Below are 24,588 nucleotides of genomic sequence, written 5' to 3'. Positions count from 1 at the left end.
GCTTGGTGTCCATTCAGACAAAGGCTGCATGGGGTGAATTTCCATACCTATCGTTCCACCGCGAATTGTTTTTGAAGACGGGGAGCCAGAACGTCCATAAGCCGCTGGCCGTAGCGCTCGACGGTGAATTCGGAAGCCCGCTCCTTTGCCTGGCTCGACATCCGGGCACGCAATGCCGGATTTTTTGCAAGCCGCAGGAGTGCGTCTGCGATCGCCCTGCTATCCCGGATAGGAACGATGAAGCCGTCTATTCCATCCCTGACGACGCTTCCGGCGTTCTCGGTACAAATGACCGGCAAACCTGCGGCGAGCGCCTCGTAGATCGCAGTGGCGGAGCCTTCACATATCGAAGGGAGAAGGAAGACGTCGGCCCATTGATATTCCTTTATCATCTCCGACCGAGGTATGATGCCGCGCAGTTCCACCACAGCAGCCAGCTTCTGCCGGATGTCAGCCGACAGTATCGTTGGCCCGGCCATGCGGAACTGTGCGGATGGTCCAACCAGCCTTGCCGCCTCGGCCACATAGGGCGAGCCCTTGCGCAACCCCACCTCGCCGACGGTCAGCACACGCAGGGGACCATCCGTTCGAATGGTCTTGCGGTCTTCGAATTCAGAGTCGATGCCATAGGGAACGACGACGCATCGATCAGAGGGGCCGCCGGAAGCGACGACGTTGCGGCGTACAAATTCGGACGGACAGATGATGATGTCCGCAAGCGCCCATTCGGCCTTCTCACGTGCGGCGAAGGTTTGCGCATAGCGATTCACTTCATATTTCCCCGCCCAGTCGGGAAAACTGCGTTGTTCCTGTTGAACAAGTTCTTCAACGACCTGGCGCGGCGCGATCATCTGTTCCACGGCCGTCCACATTCCCTGTGCTTTGGCCGCTTGCATTTGCTCGAGAGCATCGCCGCTGAAAGCGTAGAGGCCGGCTGCTCCATGAAATCCGCTGGATGCCACCAGTTGTGAGAAATGGGTGCCGGCCCAAACGGCATGCTTTGTCTGTTCAATCACATTTGTAACTCTGAGCCGGCGGATTGCCGAGATGACGCCGAATGCGGGAAAGGTAGAGGTCAGGTCTGGTGCCACACCTTTGGGCACGCGGCCGATCAAGCGCTTGAGGGATGGCAGGAGCATCGATCGGGGCACCGTGTTGATCACGCGGGGCCAGCTATCGGTCGCGCAGATGTCCGTGTAAAAATGAGCAAGCCGGCCTTGCGCGGCGAGTATGCGGGGCACGGCATAATGCATTCGCGCGCCCAACTGACTGACGACAACTGTTCCACCCATCATGCTGACCTAAAAATGGTGGACCTCAACGGATCCGTACCCGGTTGCTGAAACGCAGACATGACGTCGGACCATGACTGCACTGCGTTGTCCCGCGAATAGACCGTTTCCAGCAGGTCCCGGGCGTTGCACCCCATCTGGGTGCATTGCTGGGGGGAGTTTTTCAGTTGGACGATCAGGGTCGCAAGCTTTTGACTTTCGCCGATTTCAACGGCCTCTCCGCACCGGGTTGATGCAATCACATTTGCCACTTCCCCATCGGGCGCTCCAACGAAGAGCGTGGGGCGGCCAGCTGCCAGAATGCCGTAAAACTTGCTCGGGACAATGCAATGCTCAAGCCTGGGAATGAGCGAGACAATGTGGGCGTCGGCGGCACTCAGGCTTTCCGAAATATTTTCCGGAGGCTGCAATGGCTTGAACAGGATGTTCTTCAACTGACGCTTCTGGGCAATTTCCTCGATACGTGCCCGCTGTTGCCCGCCCCCGACCAGGAGGAACTGTATATCGCTGTCGTCCTTCAACAGGACTGCAGCTTCAATCAGGGTGGTAAAGTCATGTGCCCGCCCAAAGTTGCCGGAATAGCCAACGACGAATTTATCCTGAAGTCCCCAGTGACGTCTCAGGCCATTGTCTGATCGCGGAACCGGATAGATTTCGCTGCCATCCGACCAATGGTGCATAACACGAATCCGATCGCCGGGAATGCCGCTGCCTTGCAAATAGGACGCCATCATCTCGGTCGGACAGACAATCATGGTCGACCTGCGCATAGACCAGTTGCGCAGCATCTTGCTGATTTTCCCCGGAATGCCTTTGCTCGAAAGCATCTCCAGTTCCATGGCGACTTCGGGAAAAAGATCCATAACCCAGTTTATTATCCTGGCGTTGCGCCACAAGGCCGGCAGGGCGGTCGTCACCGACAGCAAGGGAGGATCCGTGCAAACGACAAACAAGTCGCCGGAGCGAAGATACCTCAGGCACCATATGAAAACCGATAGGTGGAATGTCAGATAATCAACGATCCTTCCTGCCAGGTGATGGCGTCCGAACCGGGTGGCCCAAAGCCGTTTCACTGCAACGCCGGCGATCATCTCTTCCGCCGGAAGAACGACACCCGAATGGTCGTGAAGTGTGCGGCTTGCAATTGCCGTGACGTCGAAGCCGTGGTGCGCAAGCGCGGACGCCAGGCTGGATACCATGCGGCTTGTGGCCGATTGATCGGGCAGGAAATAGCGGTTTGCGAAGACGATTCTCATTCCGGATCCTTCCTATGCCCGGGCCGTTTGTATGGCCGCAGGCAAAGCTAGGAATGAAGTTTCGCAGGTGGCGGCGCGCTCAAGCAAGATCAACAAACGCACTACAGGCGGTCCTGGCGGGGCTTAAGCCCCTACGCCTTCTGGAGAGGGTGAGGCGGACAGACGTGCATGCCGTCTTGCCATTATCGGCCGTCACATGGCGGAATCGCTGTTTTCGATCAGCATTCCTATCCCTATTCCCGAAGTGTCTATTCGATGTCGCCGCCTATACTTGGCTTCCATCCATTGCCGATGGGCGGGTTTCTCCATGATGGAATTCGGCACGGCAATGCGTTTGTCACCACACTTCAAGGACACACGGACGGGAACTGCGAATGACTGGGAAAACGGCATTGATCATTGGGGTTACGGGACAGGATGGAGCCTATCTCAGCGAGTTTCTCCTAAAAAAGGGCTATATCGTGCACGGACTGAAGCGTCGATCGTCGTCGTTCAATACGGCCCGTATCGACCATCTCTATCAGGATCCGCATGATGACGATGTCCGGTTTCATCTGCATTTCGGTGATTTGACGGACGCCACCAACCTTTGCCGGGTGGTTCAGGAAATCCAGCCTGACGAGATTTACAATCTCGGAGCGCAAAGCCATGTGCAAGTCAGCTTCGAAACGCCGGAATACACGGCCAATGCGGACGCGATGGGTACTTTGCGCCTGCTGGAGGCGATGCGCATCATGAAGATCGAAAAGACCTGCCGTTTTTATCAGGCCTCGACATCGGAACTCTTCGGCAAAAGCATTGAGGCGCCTCAGCATGAAGGCACGCCGTTTCATCCGCGCAGCCCCTATGCGGTGGCCAAGCTCTATGCCTACTGGATAACGGTCAATTATCGGGAAGCCTATGGCTTTCACGCCTCAAACGGCATCCTGTTCAACCATGAAAGCCCGATCCGCGGTGAGACATTCGTAACCAGGAAAATCACGCGCGCCGTCGCCGCGATTGAGCGTGGATTGCAGGACAAGCTTCGTCTGGGAAACCTTGAGGCCAAGCGCGATTGGGGCCATGCACGCGATTATGTCGATGGGATGTGGCGTATTCTCCAGCAGGATGATCCCGACGATTATGTACTGGCAACGGGTGAAACCCACACGGTGCGCGAATTCGTCGAACGAGCGTTTTCAACCGTCGGAAAATCCATTGAATGGAGCGGTACCGGCGTTGATGAAATCGGCTACGACCGCAAGAGCGGCAAGGAGATCATCGAGATCGATCCGCGCTATTTCAGGCCGGCGGAAGTTGACCTGCTGTTGGGTAATCCTGAAAAGGCCCGCATCAAGCTGGGCTGGAGCCACACGACCGCTTTTGAAGATCTCGTATCGGAAATGGTTGAATCGGATATGCGGACCATCATGCGGGAAGAAAGCCGCAATGACTTCTATGGTTAAGGTGTCCCGGCACAATTTCGAGCTTGGCGGTAAACGAGTCTGGGTTGCCGGACATACTGGCATGGTCGGATCCGCTCTGGTGCGGCGGCTGAGACGGGAAGAATGCCGCCTCATCACGATCGATCACACCGAGCTCGATTTGACGCGTCAGCGTGAGACAGAGGAATGGATGGCGGTTGCGCGGCCGGACGTCATTTTCATCGCTGCGGCACGCGTGGGCGGAATCCTGGCGAACGCCCATCATCCCGCAGATTTCCTCTACGAGAATACCATGATCGCCATGAATATCATGCATGCAGCGCACCGGCTTGATGTGGAGAAACTCCTATGGCTTGGGTCAAGCTGCATTTATCCGAAATATGCTGACCAGCCCATCGAAGAGCAGGCATTGCTGACAGGAAGCCTTGAGCCGACGAATGAGGCTTATGCGATTGCCAAGATCGCGGGGCTGAAACTGGCAGAGGCTTATGCGCGTCAATACGGACAATGCTTCATTACAGCCATGCCAACAAATCTCTACGGGCAGAATGATAATTTCGATCTGCAACAGGCTCATGTTCTGCCGGCGTTGATACGCAAGATGCATGAGGCCAAGGAGATGGGCAGCCCCAGAGCCGTCGTATGGGGCACTGGAACGCCCAGGCGCGAATTTCTCCACGTGGATGATCTTGCGGATGCCTGTGTCTTTCTGATGAAAAACTATGCCTCGGCCAGCCACATCAATATCGGTTCCGGTGCGGAGATTTCCATCCACGACCTAGCGCTCCTGGTCGCCGGGATCGTGGGCTATCGCGGTTCCGTGGATTTCGATACGTCGAAGCCGGACGGGGCGCCGCGAAAGCTGCTGGATTCTTCGCAGATGGAGGCTATGGGATGGCATCCCCGTATCAAGCTGGAGGCCGGTATTCGCGATCTCTACAGCCACTGGCAGACGTCGTTGGCGCCTTCAAACGGGTTGGCGCAGACGGGATCCTGATCAACCCGGGGCGTTGGAAAACGCCCGGACGCAAGGCCTCAAACTACAAGACACGCATAGTCAGTTGACGGCCTTGGGCACGATCGCCTTGGGTGCGGCCGCGTTGGGCAGTTCAAGTTGCGCACGCAGAATATCCCCGGCCCTGATCTCATCATGTTCCGACAAGGCCGTTTCCTGATAGTTTCCGTCCACCACCCGAACCACCGTGAAGGTCAGCTTGACTGTTTCCTCACGCGACGACACGCGCTGGGCCGCGGCACCGATTTCACCCATGGTTTGTGCGATGAATGCCATTTTCTTGCGCAATCTCAGGATATCGAGATCAATGTCCCGCAAGTCTTTGGCCGCATCATTGGAGCGCGAATCGTGCAGGGCGAGCAGGCGCTGCTGGATCGCATTCTCATTCTGCTTTGCGCGTGCCAGGAACGAGCCGAATTCGAGCGCATCCCGGCGCATCGCCGAAAGCTGGCGTTGGGTATCGCGCAATGTTGATTGCGCCGTAAGGCCTTTGTCCACCAGGCTCTGGGACGCCTTCACATTTTGCTCAAGAAGCGAAATTTCCTCGTTGCGCAACTTTGTGCTTTCTTCCAGCGTGGTGATTTCTTCGGCATAGTTCTGTTTCTGAGCCTCAAGCGCGGTTGCTTCGCTTTGCAGGGCGGAAAGACGAAGATCGAAAAGCTTTCGCTCGGAATCGACGATCCGCTGCCGCTCGGCCTTGTCATCGATCGTATCGAGGCTCGCTGTCAGATCATAGTCAAACTGCTTTCCATTCAATTCGGCTTCGAGACGCACGCGCTTCACATCCTGTGCAAAGAGTTGCAGCGATGTGTCGGTATATTCCTGCCGTGCCGCAACCAGCTGGATACCCGCGGTGTCGAGCTTGTCGGCGGCCTGCCGCAAACCTCCGCTCAACGCAAACAATTCCAAGGCAATCATTCCCGGCCGATATTCATATTTTCCGGGTTTCTGGACATCCCCGATGACAAAAACGGGTGCGTATTCCTTCACGGCAACGGAAACGGAAAGACCGGGTATATGCTGCAGAAGCGACTGTGTGATGGTTTGCCCGATTTCGGTGATCGTATGGTTGGCAACGGCTATATTGCCAAGAATGGGATAGGCAATTGTTCCGTCGACGCTGACAGGAAAGATACCCGTCAATCCGGCATCTCCATAGACCGTTATGAGCAGAACATCTCCCGAAGCGATCTTGTACGGCTCCTGATTTGCTTGGGCAGGGGCAGCCGCCAGGGAAAACAAGAGCGTTGACGATACGGTTCCCGCTATGAGGAGATTGCTTATCCGCGATAGCAGAGATGCCGGGCTTTTCCTTTGTCCTTTGAGCATTTTCGCCCTCATACCTTGGCCGCTGAAGAGCGGAGTTTCTTGTGGCTGGCGACTTCCAGCACGAAGCGCTTCGCTGTGGCGGGTGCCGGCGGCTGGTGATCAGGGGGCGAGGCATCCTTTATGCTTGGATCGCTGTTGATGACGATGCCGCTCAGTCTTCGCCCGTCGGAACTGAGCACCTTCACGGCGTTGAGAATGTCATCCATGTTGGCCCGTTCGCATTGTGCGACAAGGATTGTGGTATCGGCCAGCGAGGCCACACGGATCGCGTCCGCACCCAGGCAAACCGCCGGAGTATCGATGAGCACGATGTCATATTGATGCTTCAGGGCATTGATCACCTTGGCAAATTGCTCGTGTCCCAGCAGGAATTCAGCGGGAACGGAACAGGGTTGCGTTGCCACAAAGTCGATCGATGAGAATACATCGTGCTGAATCACGGCCTCCAGCGTGTGCCTTCCTCTGATCACATCCTCCAGATAAGGCCCAAACTGATCGCCGAATTCCTGCCCAACCATGGGGGCGGTGAAATTGGCGTCGATGATGATGGCACGAACACCTGTCGCGGCCAATGACCGGGCCAGTCCGGCGATAATGAGCGTTTTGCCCTCCTGGGTCCCGGCTGATGTGACAGCGATGGCATGGGCCATTTTTTGTGGCGAAGACAGAAGGAGGTGGGCCTGCAAATCCGCAATCGCACGCGCAAAGCCGTAGCGCCCTTCGCTGACAATCAGCGCGGCATTTTTGCGTTCGCGGCTGGACAATTTGGGGATCCGGCCAATGATGGGGGTTCGGGTGGCATTTTCGAGCGCTTGCGCCGACCGGATTGACTTATCCCTTATTTCAAGAAGGAAGGACGCGCATATGCCCAGGAATGTGCCGCCAATGATGCCAAGCGCCATCCACGTTGAAAGGTGGGGGCTTGCCCTTGATCGTGCCGGTACGGCACGTGAGATCATGCGGGCTTCAGCCGTTGCTATGCCGTCCTGCTCTATGGTTTGTTTATATCTGGTCAGGTAGCTCTCGTAGATTGCGCGGTTTGCGCTCGCCTCGCGGTCAAGTTGGTCAGCATGCACCAGTGCCTGGTTCGCTGCAGACATGCCTTCCTGCATTTCCCGAAGATTCGCTTCCACTGCCGCCTGCTGGCGATGCGTGACGTTGATCTCGTTCCTCAAACTGTCGATAACCTGCTGTACTTCGCCGGCAATCTGGCTCTTCAACGAGGCAAGTTGCGAGTTCAACTGAGGCAGCTGCACACTTTGTATGGCGCCGCTCTGGCTGATTTCCTGGAGCGATCGCTCGACGCGCGACTGCTCGGCACGCAACTGCTGTATGGCCGGCGAGCCGAGAATTTCAGACAATGCAACGCCGGCTTTGTTGTTCGACGCGTCGATTGCGGTGGAAAGGCGCGCCTCTGCACCCGCGAGCTTCGCCCGCAAATTGGCAAGTTCCGTGTTGAGGGCAGCGATCTGCTGCGATTGGAGGGTCATGCCGTTGGCTTTGACAAGGCCCGATTTTTCGCGGAAGTCCGCGGCTGCCCGCTCCGATTGTTCAAGTGTCGCGCGCAGGCTGACAAGTTTTCCGCCAAGCCAGTCGCTCACACGCCGGGTTGCGGATGTTTGCAGATCGACCTGATAGTCGAGGTAGGCTTCGCCAAAGGCATTGGCCACCGCAGCGGAGTATTGGGGGTTGTCTGCCCTGTAACTGATGTAGATGGTGTATGACCTGCCGTCATTCACGACGCTGACGTTGGAGAGCAATTTGTCAATGCGGCTGCGATTGCGGTCCTCGTCCGATTGCGCCGGCAAAGCGCTGATCTGATCGGGGCCAGCTGTATTTGCGGGCGGTTGCTGATCGGCGGGATTGATGCGTCCATCGGCATCAAAGTTCAGGCTATCGAGCCGGGTCAGCACTTTCCCGGCCATCATGCGTGAGCTGATGATATCGAGCTCAGTGCGCAGCACCGGGCTCTCCTGCGGCAAAGGCGAGACAACAGACTCGGTTGGCAGGGCCTGCAACTTGCGAACGTCCAGAGCAAGGATTGCCTCCGACACGTATTGGGCCGGCGTCGTCATATAGGCGGCAGTGGTCAGCAAGAGGCATGCCGACAACGCTGCAAGCATTGTCTTCCGCCGCTTGAGGACAACTGAAACAAGGCGATGGATTGCCGGCCCTGATGCGTGAGGAATGCTATCGGAGAAAATCATTGCGTGAGTTCCTGCAAAATCGGATGGCGAACGACTGGGGTCCAGCCGGCGTCAAAACCTGGTTTCGTGCGGAATCATGTCGCCGATCTTGTAGGCCACCTCTGTCCGGTTGGTTGCACCCAGCTTCTTCATGATGTTGCGTATGTGAACCTTCACCGTGCTCTCGCACAGGTTCAGCTCATAGGCGATGATCTTGTTGGCCTTGCCCCGGCGCAGCCCCTCGGCGACTGCCGATTGCCGTGCCGTAAACGAGGTCGTTATGTGCCGGAATTCATCGCTGCGGCCACCCATGAGTTTCCTGAGGGACAGAACGCAGCTTGCAGGAACGAATTTCCCACCGGCGATCGCCAGTTCGATAGCCTGCATGCAGATCTCAATTCCAACGGTTGTCGGAATATAACCTTGCACGCCCAGTTCGAGGGCCTTGAGAATGGTTGCCAGATCATCATTGTCCGCAACCATGACGACAGCCACCTTCTGGAACGCTTCGACCAGTTCGCATATTTCTGCGGAGAGATCGCCGTCGCTCAGATTGCGGTTTCCCGTGTTGACGAGTACGGCACGCAGCCCAGCAGGACTGTTAATGGAAGCTTGCCATTCCTGCAGCGAACCGCAGGTTTTGACCTTCAAACCCATGTGATGGGCGGCTAAAGCCTGGGCCAGACACTCCCTCTCAAGGGCACGGCGGTCAATGATAAGCAAATAGTCGTTGGTAGAATACTTTTGGAATTTATTTTCGTTGGCACTTATTGTGTAAGATGAGTTATCAGTGATTTCTATAATTTTGTGAATATCCTCATCTTCCAGTTCGTCTAGAGTATGGTTGACATGCATGTTTTCCATAATTTATCCCCAAGTTTGATGCTTTGTTGCATGTTTGTTTGTCATGAACGGATTGTTCCGCTCAATTGCACTTCTTTTGGCAATATCAATTTACGCCTTCCATGGAGGAAAGTCTTTAATCCCACGCGTAGTCCTTTGGATGGGAAGCAAGCAGGCAATTATGAAATGACTAATCCATTAGTATAACTAAAATAGAGGGGTAAACCGGTCAAAATAGAACGGGCGTATTACTGACCTTAGCGCGGGATTTAGACCTGCGTTCTAGACCGCGCAGACGTTGTGAAACGATGGTTCCGAATCGGGGCGAGCGACGTTTGCTCTGTTTCGATTGAGTCGATGTGTACGACGGTCGGAAGCAGGTCACCCCATCGCCGGATAATTCGGCTGCAACCAGGCAAGGCGGTTTGCCCTATTGACCGGTGCCCATGCTGATCACCAGTTTCCGTGCTGTGAAAGCTTCTGCAAATCTGCCCGGTGCCCGGCACTCAATGCCTCTAAGGCGCGCAAGACCGCGGAATGTATCCGCGTCGAACCAGTCCTTGGATCGCTGCGTTCCGAAGTGTTTCAGAAGGAGTTCCGTTTTGCGCTGCATGATCTCTTCGGTCAGGGGAACGTAGACATTGCGTTCGGTCAGGTCCCCGTCCCATTTGGGAATCTCATATTCCAGCACCAGATGGTCCCGGAATACGTTTGTGGTGAGCTGGTTGATCGCGCGATGGTCCTGATGTGCATCATGGCGTGCGTGGGTGAAAATAATGTCAGGCGAGACGCGGTCGCGCAACGCATTGAGCCACGTCTTCAACTCGCGCGTTTGACTTGGAAAGTAACTGTCTTCGAACTGGGCGATCTCTACATGCGTTGATGATGCGCCGGCAAGAAACGCATCGGCTGATGCGCGCGCTTCCATGGCCCGGTCACCCGGGCTGCTCATCACGCACCAGTGAACGTCAAGCAAGGCGCCGCCCGAAATCATGTGCAGGATTGTACCGCCCGCACCAATCTCGATGTCGTCGGAGTGGGCGCCGAGGCATAATACCGACAGCCGTTGCCCGTGGTAGGCAAAGGGCAATGACCTCATAAAACTTTGACCTTTGACGCCCTGGAGTTACCGCGGGCGGGTGCATGGGTCATCCATGGCATTTCGCCTCTTTCCACCATCTCCTGCAGTGCCTGCCAGTCGCGAAGCGTATCCATGGAGCGCCAGAATCCCTCATGCTTGTAAGCCATGAGCATGTTATCCTTGATAAGCCTGCTGAAAGGCTCAAGCACCAATTCTTCGGACTCGCGCATGTAATCAAATATTTCACTGCGCATGAGAAAATATCCGCGATTGATCCAGATGTCCGAACGGTCGGAGGATCGAAACTCGCAAACGCGGCCGTCATCGGCAATGTCCGCAAGATGGTAGGTAAGGGGCGGGCGCACCGCAAGAAAACAGGCGATCTTGCCGCTCGCCTCGAATTTTTCGATCATATCGTCAAGATCGACATTGGTGAGCCCATCGCTGTAATTGGCGAGAAAGACGCGTTCGCCGCGCAACTGATCGCGCACTGCCCAAAGACGCTCGCCGATGTTACGCCATATACCGGTATCAATCAGGGATATGCGCCAGTCCTTCTGGGATTCACCCAAAACCTCGACAGTCCCGTCGCCGCTGACGACACAATCGGCAAAGGTCTGCGGTCTGCTGTTGAGAAAGAAATCCTTGATGACATTCGCCTTGTAACCCAGACAAAGAATAAAGTCCTCATGTCCATAGTCGGCATAATACTGCATCACGTGGCGCAATATGGGTTGGGAACCGAGTGGAATCATGGGTTTGGGTACATTTTCCGAGTACTCGCGAATACGGGTACCCATACCGCCGCAGAACAGAACCACTTTCATAGCTCGTCACCTCTCGGATCAACAATATCGATACCCGGAATGGGTACGACGAATTTGGCACCCCATTCGCGAACATGGTGCATTTGCTTCACGATTTCGTCCTTGAGGTTCCAGGGAAGAATGAGGATGTAGTCAGGCTTGAGCCGGTCAATCGCCTCCACCGGCTCAATGGGGATATGCATCCCGGGTGTATAACGGCCGTGCTTGTAGGGGTTGCGGTCCACGGTGAAATCGAGGAAGTCAGGCCCGATGCCGCAATAGTTGAGCAATGTGTTGCCCTTGCCGGGCGCGCCATATCCGCAAATCGTCTTGCCTTCAGTTTTGGCCGCTATGAGAAATGTCAGGAGATCGCGCTTGACCTTGCGGGCGCGGCTGGCGAAGGCGGTGTAGGTGGCAAGCTGATCAAGATGCGCGTTTATCTCATCCTGCCTGATGCGGGCGACGCTTTCCCGCACGAGCCATGTGCTGGCGGCGTGGGTAAGGTACACCCGCAGCGATCCGCCATGGGTCGACAACTCTTCCACATCGATGATTTTGAGGTGATGCCGTTTCGCCAGATGTTCGATGGCGAGCAGCGAGAAATAGGAGAAATGCTCGTGATAGATCGTGTCGAACTGGCCTTGCGATATCAATTTCTCAAGGTGCGGAAATTCGAGGGTTATAACGCCTTGCGGTTTCAACAACGCAACCATGCCAGCAACGAAATCATTAAGATCAGGTACTTGCGCTAAAACATTGTTCCCAACGATAAGGTCAGCCTGGAGGCCTTCCGTGACCAACTGGTGGGCATAGGCTTCTCCAAAGAATTCCACGCGCGTGGATACGCCTTTTTCGATCGCAACCTTGGCGACGTTTGCCGCCGGTTCTATGCCGAGCGCCGGAATTTTCATTGGGATGAAATGCTGTAGGAGATATCCGTCATTGCTGGCGAGCTCGACAACAAGGCTTTGCGTATCGAGCTGCAAACGCTTTGCTATCTGATGGCAGTAGGTTTTCGCATGTTCGACCCAACTGGTCGAATAGGAGGAGAAATAAGCATATTCCTCGAAGATGGCCTGCGGCGTGACATATTCGTTCAGTTGCACAAGCAGGCATTCCTCACAAACGAAGGCGTGCAACGGATAATAGGGTTCCATTTCATCCAGCCGGTCGCGGGCAACGAAACTCTCGCACGGCGGCGACATACCCAGATCAACGAATGTATGCCTGAGCGGCGCGCTGCAAAGGCGGCAGAAATGGGTTCTGCTGCCTGATTGGTTCGCCAGGGAAAACGTGTTCGCCAGTAGATTCATACCTTCGCTCCCGATGAATTGTCGGTGTCCTGGATGCGGGGGATGATTGTTTTCCCCAGTCTGAATCTATGGCCTCACGGGATGGTAGGCGACCTGCCAATGCGATCAAACGGATCATCCGAACGGATGACCCGCGAAAGCGGCATTCCGTCAAACGGTGTGCTTTGAAACGGCACTGCAGCGAAACGGGCGCGATGGTGCCGCAGACAACCTCAAGTACAGTTTTCGCTACCTCTATTGGAGAGTTTCATTCCTGCCGGGGCTCTGACAAGATTGTGCCTATCATTGGCAGGTCGTCGTGGACAAGGCGGGATCAGATGCGGTTCACCGAGACAGAACTGAGCGGAGCATGGCTTATCGAGACGCTTCCCCATCATGACACGCGGGGATCGTTTGCGCGGACCTTCTGCGCGCAGGAGTTCCGTGAACATGGGCTTGCCACCGAGTTCGTTCAGCATAGCGCCTCGCATTCACTGACAATGCACACAGTGCGCGGCATGCATTTCCAGAAGGCACCCCACGCGGAGGTCAAGCTGGTTTCATGCATAAGAGGCGCAATATGGGATGTGATCGTCGATTTGCGGCCGGATTCGCGAAGCTACCGGCGTCACGCCGGATTTGAACTGTCGGAGGATAACCATTGCCAGCTCTATATACCCAAGGGCTTTGCGCACGGATTCCAAACCCTGAGCGATGATGCCGTGGTGTCCTATCTGATTTCAGAATTTTACCATCCAGCCGCTGCTGACGGCGTGCGTTTTGATGACCCGGCCTTTGCGATCGATTGGCCGGCGCCCCCCGCGGTTCTTTCTGACAAGGACCGGTCCTGGCCGCTCCTGGGCGAGCAGCTTTGCAGTTAAAACCCCAACCTTGATGCGGCAAAGGATATAGCAACCCGTCCGGCCCCAACCACGCTCATCCCATCACGCCTGCGGCAGCTCCCCGCCGAGCAGGCCCTTTTCCAGCAATAATTGCGCGGCGCGGAAAATATCCGGATAGGGCAGGCGGGAACGCAGCGACATGTCGAGAAGGCTGTGATTTCCGTCTGCGAGATTGAGAACCCAGAGAAAGGCCATCGACGTTTGCACGGCCGATTTGTCACCGCCCAGCGAGGCGTAGAGGCCGCGCCTGCCCAGTTGCGGTTCGCCCTTGGGAAAAAGGTTGACCGGGGTCCAGTTCGTTTCAATGATATCGATGACTTCGCTGATCATCTGGTAGGAAAGCGCAAGGTTTTCGGGTGTAATGAGCGCCATGTTGTCCGCTGAGGTGTGATATTCAGGGAAGGTTCCAAAACCGCTGCGCTGGAACAGACCGACGGGAAGGTTGAATCCCGGGGAGCAATATTGCCGCTCGTCATATCCGTAGGGACTGAAGTCCTGCATGATTGCCTGTCGATTGCCGCAGCACAGGACGCTTTCCATCGCCCGGTCGATAATGGCGTTGCCTTGACGGCTGCGCTTGTAGGTAGGGCCGCCGCCGTCTCCGACACACGACACGACCAGGCCGTGATCGATGCGTGCAACCTTGTCTTCGTTGCGGGCAAGCCAGGTCAGCGCGCCGATTGTTCCCGGCGCAAAGAGGAAGCGATAGTTGTAGCGCGTCTTGCGGGACTGCAAACTCTTGCCGAGCAGAGTCAAGAGGGCGAGGCCGGAACAATTGTCATTGGCAAGCGAGGGATGACAGATATGGGCGGAAAACAGCACATCTCTGTCGGTGGTGCCTTTGTGCAGGTATTCACCATAGGTGAGATGACCGTCAGTCTTTTCAGCGTCAATCAGGACTTCGTATTCGCCGTCCGCGAGCGCAAGAAGGGCATTATGGCTTGTACAAAGACCCCATTGCTCGCTGTAGTATGAGGTTCGATACGGGATCAGGTCGGGCTGATCGGGTAGTGTGTGGATGTGGGGTCTGAGTTCGCTCAGTTGCATGATACGGTGAATGGGATTGCTGTAGCTAACCACATGCAGATTGGATTTAGCGAGATCGATGCGCTTGCGGCCGGAGCCATCCTTGATGTAGGCGTCGCGGATGTTCCATTCGGACGGTACCACCCAGTCGAACACCGGGGTTCCCGTGGGGACTTCGTGCACGACCATATCGATTTGCTGGCCCAGAATAGCCAAGGTATCACGGACGCCATCGCCCGTGATGCTGCGACATATAGGAAACAGGCGGGCAGCCAGGGTGTGAATGGAAAGACCGATGTCTGTCGCTGTTCCAACGGAGGACTTTGTCCGGTCGGGCGCATTTACCATGTTGTTAACAACTGGCGCGGGATGATCATATGACGGCATCGGACAGCGCTGGATGGCGCTCCACTGCTGAAATACGGTGCAGGCTGGAGGTGAGTTTCCGATCGTCGAGCAGCTGACGGATATGGCTGATCCGCTGATAGCGGGGCCCTTCGAATTCCGCCAGTGTCAAATTCGCGGTTACATAGGCCGCATGCAATTGCTCGGCCCCGGCTCTTGCATCCCAGCGTGGCTTGAAATCGGGAAGAACCCGCCTGATCTTGTCAAAGCTGACCCGATACGAACGTGTATCGGGGCCGGCGCCGGGTGCAAATTCCAGCCGGCAGCCCGGAACGATATCCGCGACGATTTCAGCGATATCGCGGATACGATAATTGTGTTCGGACTGCCCGACATTGAATGCTTCGTTGTGTACGGCTTGCCGGGGTGCCTGCAATACCGCCAGGAAAGCCCGTGAAATATCCTCGATATGGACGATTGGCCTCCACGGGGTTCCGTCGGATTTCAAAAGGATGACGCCTTCCGTCACGGCCCATGCCACGAGATTATTCAAGACGATATCGAAACGCAGCATGGGCGAAAGACCATAGGCCGTTGCCGGTCGCAGATAGGTTGGGCTGAACGTCTCGTCGGCAAGTTCCGCGATGTCGCGTTCGGCCAATACTTTCGAACATCCATAGGCCGTGACCGGGTTCAATGCGCCGGTTTCATCGATTATGTCGCTGCCGGATTGACCGTAATTGCTGCACGAAGAGGCGTAAAGGAAACGCGGAACGCCGGCCTCCTTCGCGGTCGTCGCAAAGTGAACGCTTGCGCGATGATTGATGTCGTAGGTGACCTCCGGGTTGAGGTTCCCCAGCGGGTCGTTGGAGAGTGCTGCGAGATGAACAATAGCATCATAGCCTACCAGTTCGTCCGCGGTGACATCGCGTATGTCTTTGCATAATCCCGGTATGTCAGGCAGGGCTCCACCGGGTGCATAATGGCAATTCCGGTAGAGTTCGCTGTCGAAGCCGTGAATCTCATGGCCTGCCTTTTGCAGGAAAGGAACCATGACTGAACCGATATAGCCGCGATGTCCTGTCACAAGTACCTTCATTGTTCCAACCCTTTCAAAGAAGCCGTCTTTGATGCCACGGTACTTCCAGTGGGCGGGCTGGGACGAGAGAGGAGTTTGGAGGATCGCAAATGCAATTGGCTGAACCTTCGGCGAAGCGCCTACTTCTTTTGCCTGATCTGTGTTAATCGCGCTGTTTCACAACGAGAAGCCAGTCCCGGTAACCCGACGCATTCCGGGTTGCAGGAACACGGTATTCCAATGTGCCGGCGACGCTCGTTATTGGCTCTTTGGCAGCCATGTATTGTCCGGAGGATGGATCGAACCAACGGATATCTCTGGTGGACTGCCAGTCTGCCTGTGCATTGAGAACGACGTTGTTCATACCCGAGAGATAGACCACGACAAGTCTTTCGCCGGGCGAACGCGCGGCCACCGCGATGCCCGCTGCCGGTTGGCCTTGTGTCGTCAACAATTTGCCCTGATCGGGTTCAAGATCCCACCAGGGAATGGTTTCGAAGAATTGTTTGAGATAGGTCATGCTTTGGGCACCGCGGCTTGCGAGCGCTTTTTGCCAGGGCATGGTTTCCTCATGCACGCCGGGACCGGAAAAATGCCATACGGGATTGTTGCCGAATACCTGGCCGCCGGCACCGGACAGAAGGGCGGAATAAGCTGCTACCCGAACCGTTTCCTCCGTTGCACCGTTCTCCCCCTCATACATTCCCTCAATGAGAAAAAAGGGTCTTGCCGGTGAGACGAGATATTGAACGAGTGCTGCCTGGGCAACATTGCCATAGGTGTAGAGTGTATCGAGCCTTTTCCAGGCTGCTTTCCAGACAAGGTCCGTTCTTGCATCCCTCCCGCCATGCACACTTTGTAGTGCATCCGGGTCAGCGCGTGCAATCGATCCGGCCAACGCCTCGACCAGGCTCATATCCGGCGGATCGTAGTCGCCGCCCTGTATCCAGATTATATTGTTGAATTTTCCAAACCTTTTGCCGATGTAGGTTCCATAGGCCTTCATTGCTTCGGTACCGGCATTGCGCATCTCACCATACCACCCCTGATCTCCGCCATTCACGCCGAGATAGGCCGGGACGAGCAGTACAAGAAATCCCCGATCCTGCGCCCGGCGCAGAATCCACTCCGCATCGTCAAAATAGGCATCGTTGGGGGTGACAAAGCCGCCTGCCGCAAATGGCTTTCGCTTGTAGAAATTGCCCGGTGCGTTGCGGCTGAAGCGGTGCTCGATGAGCGAAACCAAGATGGTGTTGAAACCGCGTTTCCTGCGATCCTCCAGGTAGTGATCGGCTTCTTCGCGGGACAGATCCCCTATGAGGGACCATGCCGTGTCCGCTGTCATCAGGAATGGCCGCCCCGCAGCATCTTCCAAATGGCGTTGATTGGCTGAGATGCGCAGGGGAAACGCAGCTTCTTTTGCATTAATCGATGTGCACAGTCCAAGGAGCAACAAAAGCGCCCATAGCAGAACCCGCCTCGGAAATGCGTCAAGCATTGCTGGCGCGTTTTAAAACGGGAGCGGGCGTGTCGGGACTGTTGAAACGACGGAAAACCGGCTGCGAAGCGCGGCCAACCAGATACTTGTCCACCCCGTGCTGCAGCGCGTTCTTGTACACGCCGAGCGCTCCATCAATTGCGTCTATCGTGCGGTCAACGTCTTCATCCGTATGCGCATAACTCACGACAAGCGATGGCATCAGAATACCGCGGCGTATCGTTTCCTGTAAAAACAGCGTTCTGAAGGCTTGCGAAGGCAAGCGCTCCGTATCCAGCGTGGCATAGGCAAGGCAGCAATTGGCGCCGGTGACGCTGACGTAACCCGTGAGATCATGCCGGGCAATCGACTGTTGAACACCACTCCTCAGCCGCTGTCCTTGTGCGTAAAGATGTTCTATCACCGGTTCATTCTGATAAATCCGCATGGTGGCAATCGCCGCGGCGAGAGCGTGGGTTTCCGCACCATGTGTGGTCGACAGCAGGAAAACCCTTGGTTTGAATACTTGCGTAATGCCGCCGAGATTCATGAACTCACGTTTGCCGGCGAGCGCCGAGACAGAGAAGCCATTGCCGAGCGCTTTGCCAAAGCACGACAGGTCGGGTTCTATACCAAAGAGCTTCTGTGCCCCTCCGGCATGCCAGCGGAAACCCGTAATCATTTCATCGAGAATGAGCAGAGCCCCATTTTCATGACATAGCTCCATCAGATCGTTCAGAAACGGCTGGGCCGGGCCATCACTGCGCGAAGGCTCGAGTATGAGCGCGGCGATCCTGTGGGGATATCGTTCAAACAGCGCGCGCGCACTCTCGAGATCATTATACTTGAATCCAACGGTCAGTGCCTGAATGGCGGTTGGAATGCCGGCATTCATTTCCGTTGAACCAATGAACCAATCGTCTGTCGAGAAGAATGGATGATCCGCACAAATACCGATCATATCCCGCCCTGTGACGGCCCGGGCCAGTCGAACGGCCGCAGATGTGGCATCGGAGCCGTCCTTGCAGAATTTGACCATTTCAGCTGACTGAACCGTCTCAAGGAAGGTCGCTGCACATTCGACCTCGATTTCGGCAGGGCGGGTGAAGTTGCAGCCGAGCTGGAGCTGGCGCATGACCGCCTCAAGGACGGGAGGATAAGCGTGGCCCAATCCGACGGCACGGTTGCCCATGCCGTACTCAATATACTCATTGCCATCGATGTCCCAGACATGACTGCCGTGGCCCCTGGCGATGAAGCCAGGCGACAGCAGGGGATATTGATCATCGCCTTTTGCATAGGTATGTGCGCCACCCGGAATCAGATCATGCGCGAGTTCGCGCAGGTGATCTGAATTTTCAAAATTGCGGATCGATGCAGTCATGTGCCAAACCCCTTTTACCTGATCTGCCGATATCTCTTCAAATGCGCTCCCGCATCATGCGCAGCCAATTCTTCACCGGGCGTGGCACAAATGTTCGCAAACCCGAACGCAAGCCTTTCGGCATGGACCAATCCCGCATTTTGAGCGGTAGTGCGATGGCAGGTCTGTGCGCCGTGACGTGCCGGATAACGTCGTCATACCGTTCAGCCATATTCCCGATGGTGAATGTGCTATTGGCCTTGTGTCGTGCCGCGTCAGACATCCATTGCGCGGTCTTCCGGCTGGAATGGATCTGGCCGATGATCTGCGCCGCTTCCCTGACGTTTCCGATGGTGAAGAGGAAGCCGTTGGTGCCATCATCGACGATGGTGTCGGTCACTCCCCGGATACGCGAAACAACCGGTATGCAGCCGGCTGACATTGCTTCGGTGATGGTCAGCCCAAATCCTTCGAAACGCGAGGGCATGACGAGTATGTCATGCCGAAGCAGAAGATCGAAAACAGCTTCGGGATGAACCGCGCCGAGAAAAGTGGTCTGCCGTTGGCGGGTTGCCATCTTTGACTTCAAGCTTTCGAGATCCGGCCCATCGCCGGCAACAGTCAGATGAATGGACTGCGGCAAATGGGCGAAAATTTCCGGCAACCAGAACACCCCTTTCGATGCGTCCTCGATACGGCCAAGGAAAATAACCCGCAATGTGTCGGCGGGGTTGGGTTCCCTTCGGAATTGCCGCATGGTTGGCGCGCTCGCGGCATGAGGAATCGCAAAGGTTCGGTCCGCGGGGAAGCCCAGTTTCCTGACCAGGTCACTGCGAATGCGATCGGAAACGCCGACGGTCGCATGCACGTGGTTCTTGATGGCGTTTGCCGCGCTGTAAGTCCCGGCAGTGATGTTGTGTACGATCATGATGCGCAGGAATTTGTCGGGCAGATAACGCGCAATATTCGTTTGAATTCGATCGCTGAGGACGTTGATGAATATTCCGTCAAATTCGCCCTCTTCCAGGGCTTCCACAAGGGCCTCGGCCTGATCCCGTTCGCTTGCTCCGTTGGGCGTTTCCACCAGGGAACCGTAAGAGAATTCAGGACGCCATTGAGCATCGTAAGGAGTGCCGTAGGTGGCCATCCCCAGCCAATGGACGTCAATTCCCTTTTCAGCCAGCGCGGCGCGCAACTGTCTGAACACCGTATATGTGCCACCAATATGGGGGCGGACGAAATAAGCGAACTTCATGAAGTCCTGTCCTTGGGTTTTTCGGCTTCATCCGGAAAACAGCATGAACCGGGAAACGCGGGAATTGAATGCGTCGCGGCGGGTGAGGCCTATAACCCTTTGGGGGAAGCCCCTTGCTCATTAGGCTGGGTGCGGTGTTCCAAAGACCATGTGTTTTTTGTCCGGCGGTAGCAGCAAACTTCCGTGGACAAGATATTCCATTGATCGCGCGCGACGCTGAGGATGCGTGGATGAAAATATGCTTACTGGGGCAGTTTGGCAGCGGTAATACCGGGAACGACGGCTCACTAGAAGCTATGGTGAATTTCCTGCGTGCGTTGCCGTCCGAAGCCGAACTCATGTGCATCTGTTCCAATCCGGAACTGGTCGAGAAGGAATACAAGATCAAATCGATCGGGATCAGCGGTCTGGTCCTGCAAGACCAGTGGTTCATTCGAATGAACGCGTTTCTTGCCGACATTCCGCGCCGCATCGCCAGTATCTATATGCTGTTTGCAAGCCTGAGCGGGGTGGATCTGTTGATCATCCCCGGCACCGGTATCCTGGATGATTTTCAGGAGACGCCCTTTGGTTGGCCGTTTGTGCTCTTCCGCTGGTGCCTGGCAGCCCGGTTGCGTGGGGCGGACATCGCATTCGTCAGCATTGGTGCGGGTCCGATCGAGCATCCCCTCAGCCGCTGGTTTCTGCGCTCGGCGGCCAGAATGGCGCAGTACCGATCTTATCGCGACGCTTACTCCTTGGCCTATATGAAAAGGATAGGCCTTTCCGTCGAGCATGATGGCCTATTCCCCGATATTGCGTTTCGGCTTCCGGTCCCATCTTCCTCGCCTCCCAAACACGACAGTCCCGTAACCGTCGGCGTAGGCGTTATGGACTATCGCGGATGGTCAAAGGATGCGGTATTTGGCGAAGCAATCTACCGGTCTTACATCGGCAAGTTGGCCTCCTTCATTCAATGGCTGCTCGATGAGGGGCACAATGTCCGCTTGTTGACCGGCGATGAGCGCGACTGGCGGGCGGTGGGGGACATTGTCGAAAGAGTCTCGGTTCCTACCCATGACAAGCCCGAAGAACGCGTAACCGTGGAGCATGGTGCTACTCTCCATGATCTAATGCGGGAGATAGGCAAGACCGATATTGTGGTTGTGACGCGTTATCACAATGTTGTCTGCGCCTTGAAGCTCGCGCGTCCCACGATCTCGCTCGGATATGCCCAAAAGAATGATGAATTGCTGGCGCAATATGATCAGCACGCATGCCAGCATATTGAAACCTTCGATGTTGATATCCTGAAAGATCAGACGCGGCGCATGCTTGCGAACCTCAATGAGGTGCATCTGGAACTGGCCAGAGTGAATGCGCGCGTTCAACGGCAGCTTTCCATTCAGGAAAAACTGCTGGAAGAGAGGGTTATCGGCCCGCTTTTCACTGCGCAGCCTGTCATGTCATCATAGCCGGCCGTCTGGTGTCGTGGATGCACCAAGTCGCCGCCCAAGAGCCTTGACGCTGCGGCCAATCAATGCCGAGGCATCTGATCTGCGCAAGAGGTAGCGGAGAGGCGGCAGCCAGGCTGCGGACGGTCGGAGCTTGATGGCATGACGCATCAACGCCATAGCCTCGGGTTCACCCCGGCACAATTGGGCGACCGCCGACCAGTAGGCCCTTTCACTCAGTGCATTGCGCGCTTGCCGTAAAAGGACGTTAGCATCCGTCAGGATTGCCCCGTCATTCTCGAAGAACGACTGGAACGCCGCTTCGAATTCAATGCTCCACTGCTCCAGGGTGCGAACGGTCGCGGATTGATTGAAATCATGAACCCTTGCGACCGCCTGGATATTTTCCGTTCGGCCCACTGCACCGTGAAGGGCAAAACGCAGCCACATCTCAAGATCATCCGTGTGGATCAGGGCGGGCTTGTAATACCCGACTTTCTTCTGGATTGCCGTACGTACGATCGCCGTGGGGCCGCTCACAAAATTCCTTCCGCTTTGACAGAGGAATTTCAGAAAGGACATGCCGTCCTGCTTTGACCAGTCCGAAGGCAATGGATTGTCCGGCAGTCCATCACCTTCCGTGTTGTTTGCGCGAAAGTGGGTCTTGCCATGCACCAGATGAACATCCCGATTGTCCTCCATGAAGACCATTGCCCGGGCAAGAGCTCCCGGTGCCAGGTAATCGTCGGAACAAAGGATCAGAAAATAATCCGATTGTGCCCAATCGATACCGTCATTGAATGACGCATGCGCACCGAGGTTTTTGGGGCGCAGCATCAGTTCTATTCTGGGATCGGCACTGGCCAGCATCCTGGCAACAGCCGCGCTGTCGTCGGTAGAGGCATTGTCTATGATCAGAATGCGCAGTCTCTCAGCAGGCTGGTTGCGCACGCTGTCGACGCAGTTTTTCAGATAGTGAGCGTAATTGTAGTTCGGTATGACCACGTCAATGGATTTCATCGTCGAAAATCCAATCCTTGAGCCGAAGCACGGGGCCGCTCATTTGACGGCCGCGGCGTTTATCCTTGCCAGCAGTGTCGGCATTGCGATTCTTGCAATGTTTTCCACTTCGTCGAGAAAAGGATGCCTGAAGTAAGCCAAGGCTGCCAACCATCCTATCGCCGATAACAGACCGGCAATGCAGGCTTGGGCAATCGACAGGTCAAACTGAAAGCGGTTCGCCGCAAGAACGAGCAGCGGACCTGCAATGGCCCATATCGTCACGAGGCCGCTTCGGTATAAAACGTGAAACAGTTCGTCCCAAGCAAAGGGAACCTGCCGGCGGACATAGACCAGCGAAAGGTACATCTGAAAGGGCAGGACTATGAACTGGCTTAGTGCGAGGGCGTAGAGCCCGAAAAAGCTGGCTGCGCAGATCACGAGCATCGACAGTCCCCGGCCAATGAAATTGGCTTCAAATGCCTGTCTATTTGCGCCCATTGCGACGAGAACGGGAAAGGTCAGGATATTGGGAAACCAGAAGAGCGCGGCCAGCGCAAAAATCTGGACAAGAGGTGCAGTCTCGGACCATTGGGGACCCAGTGCGATGCGAACAATCGGATAGGCCAGAATGGCCATTGCCAGGGTTGCTGGCCAATACAGGGCCGTGATGTAGCTTATGATGCGCAGATACGCGGCTTTGACGTCGCGTTCCGCTCTGACTTCCGATGCAAATGCCGGAAAGGCGACGGAAAATATCGCCGAGAGCAGGATCTTGTCGGGCAAGCCGCAAACGAGATTTGCACGATTATAGAGGCCGACCGCCGTGAGCGGCATGATCCGGCCCAGGACAAGCTGGGGAAGTGCCTCATAGGACCGATCCAGGAGGGTTGAGGCGCCTTTGTAGGAGCCGAAGGCGAAAGCCGCCCGCCAGCTCTTCAGGCAAGGGTTCAGCATCCAGAAGATTGGTCTGGTGTGAAAAGCGAGAAGCATCCGTACGATAGCCGAGGCGAGTGTTCCCCAGGCAAAGCTCATGAAGCCAAAATGCAAGGCAACAAATGCGATGGTCGCAACAGCATTGACTATGCTTCCGATGGCGTTGATGCGGGTTACCGCACCAAAAGTCAGATCCCGGCGCAACAGGGCGATGATCGGACAGACAGCGGCGTCGATAACACCTGCAAAGGCCAGTATTTTGATGAATGTGAGCAGTTCAGGCGCGGCGTAAAATCGGGAAAGGAACGGGGCCGAGAAAAACAGCGCGCAGCCTATCACGGCGGAGAAGCCGAAGGTCAGCGTGAAGCTGGTTCTTATGTCCTCGCGTGTGAGTGTGTCGCGCTGAATGAGGTATTCTGACGTGACGAACTCCCTGACGGTCAGCGCAATCGTGCCAATTCCCAAGCCGATGACGGCTATCCCGATCTCGCTGCTGCTCAACATGCGCGACAGGACCGTGATCATCGCCACGCTGACGATCACTTGCGAATACTGTTCCAGTATCGCCATGAAAAATGCCCTGCGTACAGCGCTCACCCTCTGACCTCTCTTATGATTGTCGACCGTTTTTCGAGCGCTTGTTTGCCAGCCGGATTTTTACGTCATGGCGGCACGCAGGCAACATTAACTCTAGCGCTTTGCAGAAGCCGGTTTAAGCTGTCTATTCAGTTGAAAGGCGGCTAAGCCGTTCGACGTACCTGCGTCCTCAATACGACGCGGGCAGGAATCGAATGGTGACAATTGGCCCTGCCGTGTCCATTGAAAGATATCGGTAGATCATCGTTTTTATTGTCTTCACAGTTCGGCCGAACGCTTAAGGATGTACCTGATATCCGTCAGACCAATTACCAATCCGGCTCACAAAAGTGGTAAAGAAATGGTTCTGAGGGCGTTGCGTGTGAGCCAGGATTTCCATGATCGAGGACGAGCAGATACGGACAGAAATGATGGCGATCCAGTTCTGGCTCCGTGCCCTTTTTCTGTATGCGGCGACAGGAACCCCGCCAACAGCGCGCTCGGTTCAGGAGTTTCTCAATGAGCTGAAGAATTTTGCGCCGCAGGATGGTGCCAATGATCTCTCGCCGGCTGACTGGGACAAGGAACACCTTTTGCACTATCCCAGCTATGAGCGGGTCGGCAGCAAGATTATAGAGACGCTGCAGAGTCTGGAGAAAAAACTGACATCATGA

20 protein-coding genes are annotated in these 24,588 nt (G+C 55.7%); 5 read left to right on the top strand and 15 right to left on the bottom strand.

Annotated features, from left to right (window positions below):
- Window positions 1-47: 47 nt before the first annotated feature.
- Together J1W56_RS21315 and J1W56_RS21310 are read right to left on the bottom strand one after the other, a co-directional pair.
- Complete coding sequence (locus tag J1W56_RS21315; RefSeq protein ID WP_223615300.1) at window positions 48-1,292, bottom strand: glycosyltransferase family 4 protein; 1,245 nt, start codon at window positions 1,290-1,292, stop codon at window positions 48-50.
- On the bottom strand, window positions 1,292-2,548 hold the full coding sequence (locus tag J1W56_RS21310) for a glycosyltransferase family 4 protein (RefSeq protein ID WP_404928610.1): 1,257 nt from the start codon (window positions 2,546-2,548) through the stop codon (window positions 1,292-1,294). The genes J1W56_RS21315 and J1W56_RS21310 overlap by 1 nt, the downstream gene beginning before the upstream one ends.
- A gap of 374 nt (window positions 2,549-2,922) precedes the next feature.
- Between J1W56_RS21310 and gmd the strand changes: the two genes are divergently transcribed.
- Both gmd and J1W56_RS21300 read left to right on the top strand, forming a co-directional pair.
- Window positions 2,923-3,993: a GDP-mannose 4,6-dehydratase gene (gene gmd, locus J1W56_RS21305; protein ID WP_223615298.1), complete on the top strand. Its 1,071-nt coding sequence runs from the start codon at window positions 2,923-2,925 to the stop codon at window positions 3,991-3,993.
- Complete coding sequence (locus J1W56_RS21300; RefSeq protein WP_223615297.1) at window positions 3,977-4,969, top strand: GDP-L-fucose synthase family protein; 993 nt, start codon at window positions 3,977-3,979, stop codon at window positions 4,967-4,969. The genes gmd and J1W56_RS21300 overlap by 17 nt, the downstream gene beginning before the upstream one ends.
- A 60-nt stretch (window positions 4,970-5,029) precedes the next feature.
- Here J1W56_RS21300 and J1W56_RS21295 read toward each other — a convergent pair whose 3' ends face one another.
- The 6 genes from J1W56_RS21295 to J1W56_RS21270 all read right to left on the bottom strand — a co-directional run bounded on the left by J1W56_RS21295 (window position 5,030) and on the right by J1W56_RS21270 (window position 12,545).
- A complete protein-coding gene (locus J1W56_RS21295) occupies window positions 5,030-6,229 on the bottom strand; it encodes a polysaccharide biosynthesis/export family protein (protein WP_374042769.1) in 1,200 nt (399 codons plus the stop codon).
- Window positions 6,230-6,324: 95 nt separating this feature from the next.
- Window positions 6,325-8,439 carry a GumC family protein gene (locus J1W56_RS21290; protein WP_223615295.1) on the bottom strand — a complete coding sequence of 705 codons (2,115 nt, stop codon included), beginning with the start codon at window positions 8,437-8,439 and terminating at the stop codon, window positions 6,325-6,327.
- A gap of 135 nt (window positions 8,440-8,574) precedes the next feature.
- Entirely contained in the window at window positions 8,575-9,366 is a 792-nt protein-coding gene (locus J1W56_RS21285; protein ID WP_223615294.1) for a response regulator transcription factor, read from the bottom strand.
- 409 nt (window positions 9,367-9,775) lie between these two features.
- The gene (locus J1W56_RS21280; protein WP_223615293.1) at window positions 9,776-10,444 is read right to left on the bottom strand and encodes a PIG-L deacetylase family protein; all 669 of its coding nucleotides are present in this window, start codon (window positions 10,442-10,444) and stop codon (window positions 9,776-9,778) included.
- Window positions 10,441-11,253 (bottom strand): sugar phosphate nucleotidyltransferase, encoded by an 813-nt coding sequence (locus J1W56_RS21275; protein WP_223615292.1) that lies wholly within the window; start codon window positions 11,251-11,253, stop codon window positions 10,441-10,443. Before J1W56_RS21275 ends, J1W56_RS21280 begins: the two co-directional genes overlap by 4 nt.
- Entirely contained in the window at window positions 11,250-12,545 is a 1,296-nt protein-coding gene (locus J1W56_RS21270) for a class I SAM-dependent methyltransferase (protein WP_223615291.1), read from the bottom strand. Before J1W56_RS21270 ends, J1W56_RS21275 begins: the two co-directional genes overlap by 4 nt.
- 317 nt (window positions 12,546-12,862) lie before the next feature.
- Here J1W56_RS21270 and rfbC point away from each other — a divergent pair, with 317 nt between their 5' ends.
- The gene (gene rfbC, locus J1W56_RS21265) at window positions 12,863-13,405 is read left to right on the top strand and encodes a dTDP-4-dehydrorhamnose 3,5-epimerase (protein ID WP_223615290.1); all 543 of its coding nucleotides are present in this window, start codon (window positions 12,863-12,865) and stop codon (window positions 13,403-13,405) included.
- Window positions 13,406-13,468: 63 nt separating this feature from the next.
- Here rfbC and J1W56_RS21260 read toward each other — a convergent pair whose 3' ends face one another.
- From J1W56_RS21260 to J1W56_RS21240, 5 genes are all read right to left on the bottom strand, one after another.
- Window positions 13,469-14,800 (bottom strand): DUF4910 domain-containing protein, encoded by a 1,332-nt coding sequence (locus tag J1W56_RS21260; protein ID WP_223615289.1) that lies wholly within the window; start codon window positions 14,798-14,800, stop codon window positions 13,469-13,471.
- 25 nt (window positions 14,801-14,825) lie between these two features.
- Entirely contained in the window at window positions 14,826-15,896 is a 1,071-nt protein-coding gene (locus tag J1W56_RS21255) for an NAD-dependent epimerase/dehydratase family protein (RefSeq protein WP_223615288.1), read from the bottom strand.
- A 142-nt stretch (window positions 15,897-16,038) separates the two neighbouring features.
- A complete protein-coding gene (locus J1W56_RS21250) occupies window positions 16,039-17,373 on the bottom strand; it encodes an apiosidase-like domain-containing protein (RefSeq protein WP_223615287.1) in 1,335 nt (444 codons plus the stop codon).
- A complete protein-coding gene (locus tag J1W56_RS21245) occupies window positions 17,366-18,736 on the bottom strand; it encodes a glutamate-1-semialdehyde 2,1-aminomutase (protein WP_223615286.1) in 1,371 nt (456 codons plus the stop codon). Before J1W56_RS21245 ends, J1W56_RS21250 begins: the two co-directional genes overlap by 8 nt.
- Window positions 18,737-18,773: 37 nt before the next feature.
- Window positions 18,774-19,910: a glycosyltransferase family 4 protein gene (locus J1W56_RS21240; protein ID WP_223615285.1), complete on the bottom strand. Its 1,137-nt coding sequence runs from the start codon at window positions 19,908-19,910 to the stop codon at window positions 18,774-18,776.
- Between the two features lie 260 nt (window positions 19,911-20,170).
- Here J1W56_RS21240 and J1W56_RS21235 point away from each other — a divergent pair, with 260 nt between their 5' ends.
- Window positions 20,171-21,424 carry a polysaccharide pyruvyl transferase family protein gene (locus tag J1W56_RS21235; protein WP_223615284.1) on the top strand — a complete coding sequence of 418 codons (1,254 nt, stop codon included), beginning with the start codon at window positions 20,171-20,173 and terminating at the stop codon, window positions 21,422-21,424.
- Here the strand turns inward: J1W56_RS21235 and J1W56_RS21230 are convergent.
- Window positions 21,419-22,423 (bottom strand): glycosyltransferase family 2 protein, encoded by a 1,005-nt coding sequence (locus tag J1W56_RS21230; protein WP_223615283.1) that lies wholly within the window; start codon window positions 22,421-22,423, stop codon window positions 21,419-21,421. The genes J1W56_RS21235 and J1W56_RS21230 overlap by 6 nt on opposite strands.
- 39 nt (window positions 22,424-22,462) lie before the next feature.
- A complete protein-coding gene (locus tag J1W56_RS21225; protein ID WP_223615282.1) occupies window positions 22,463-23,908 on the bottom strand; it encodes an oligosaccharide flippase family protein in 1,446 nt (481 codons plus the stop codon).
- Between the two features lie 404 nt (window positions 23,909-24,312).
- On the opposite strand from J1W56_RS21225, the gene J1W56_RS21220 reads away from it, so the two are divergent.
- Window positions 24,313-24,588 (top strand): hypothetical protein, encoded by a 276-nt coding sequence (locus J1W56_RS21220; protein ID WP_105735295.1) that lies wholly within the window; start codon window positions 24,313-24,315, stop codon window positions 24,586-24,588.

Origin of the sequence: Phyllobacterium calauticae (assembly GCF_019991125.1) — a bacterium.
GTDB lineage: Bacteria > Pseudomonadota > Alphaproteobacteria > Rhizobiales > Rhizobiaceae > Phyllobacterium > Phyllobacterium calauticae.
This window is presented reverse-complemented; position numbering and strand designations above follow the sequence as displayed.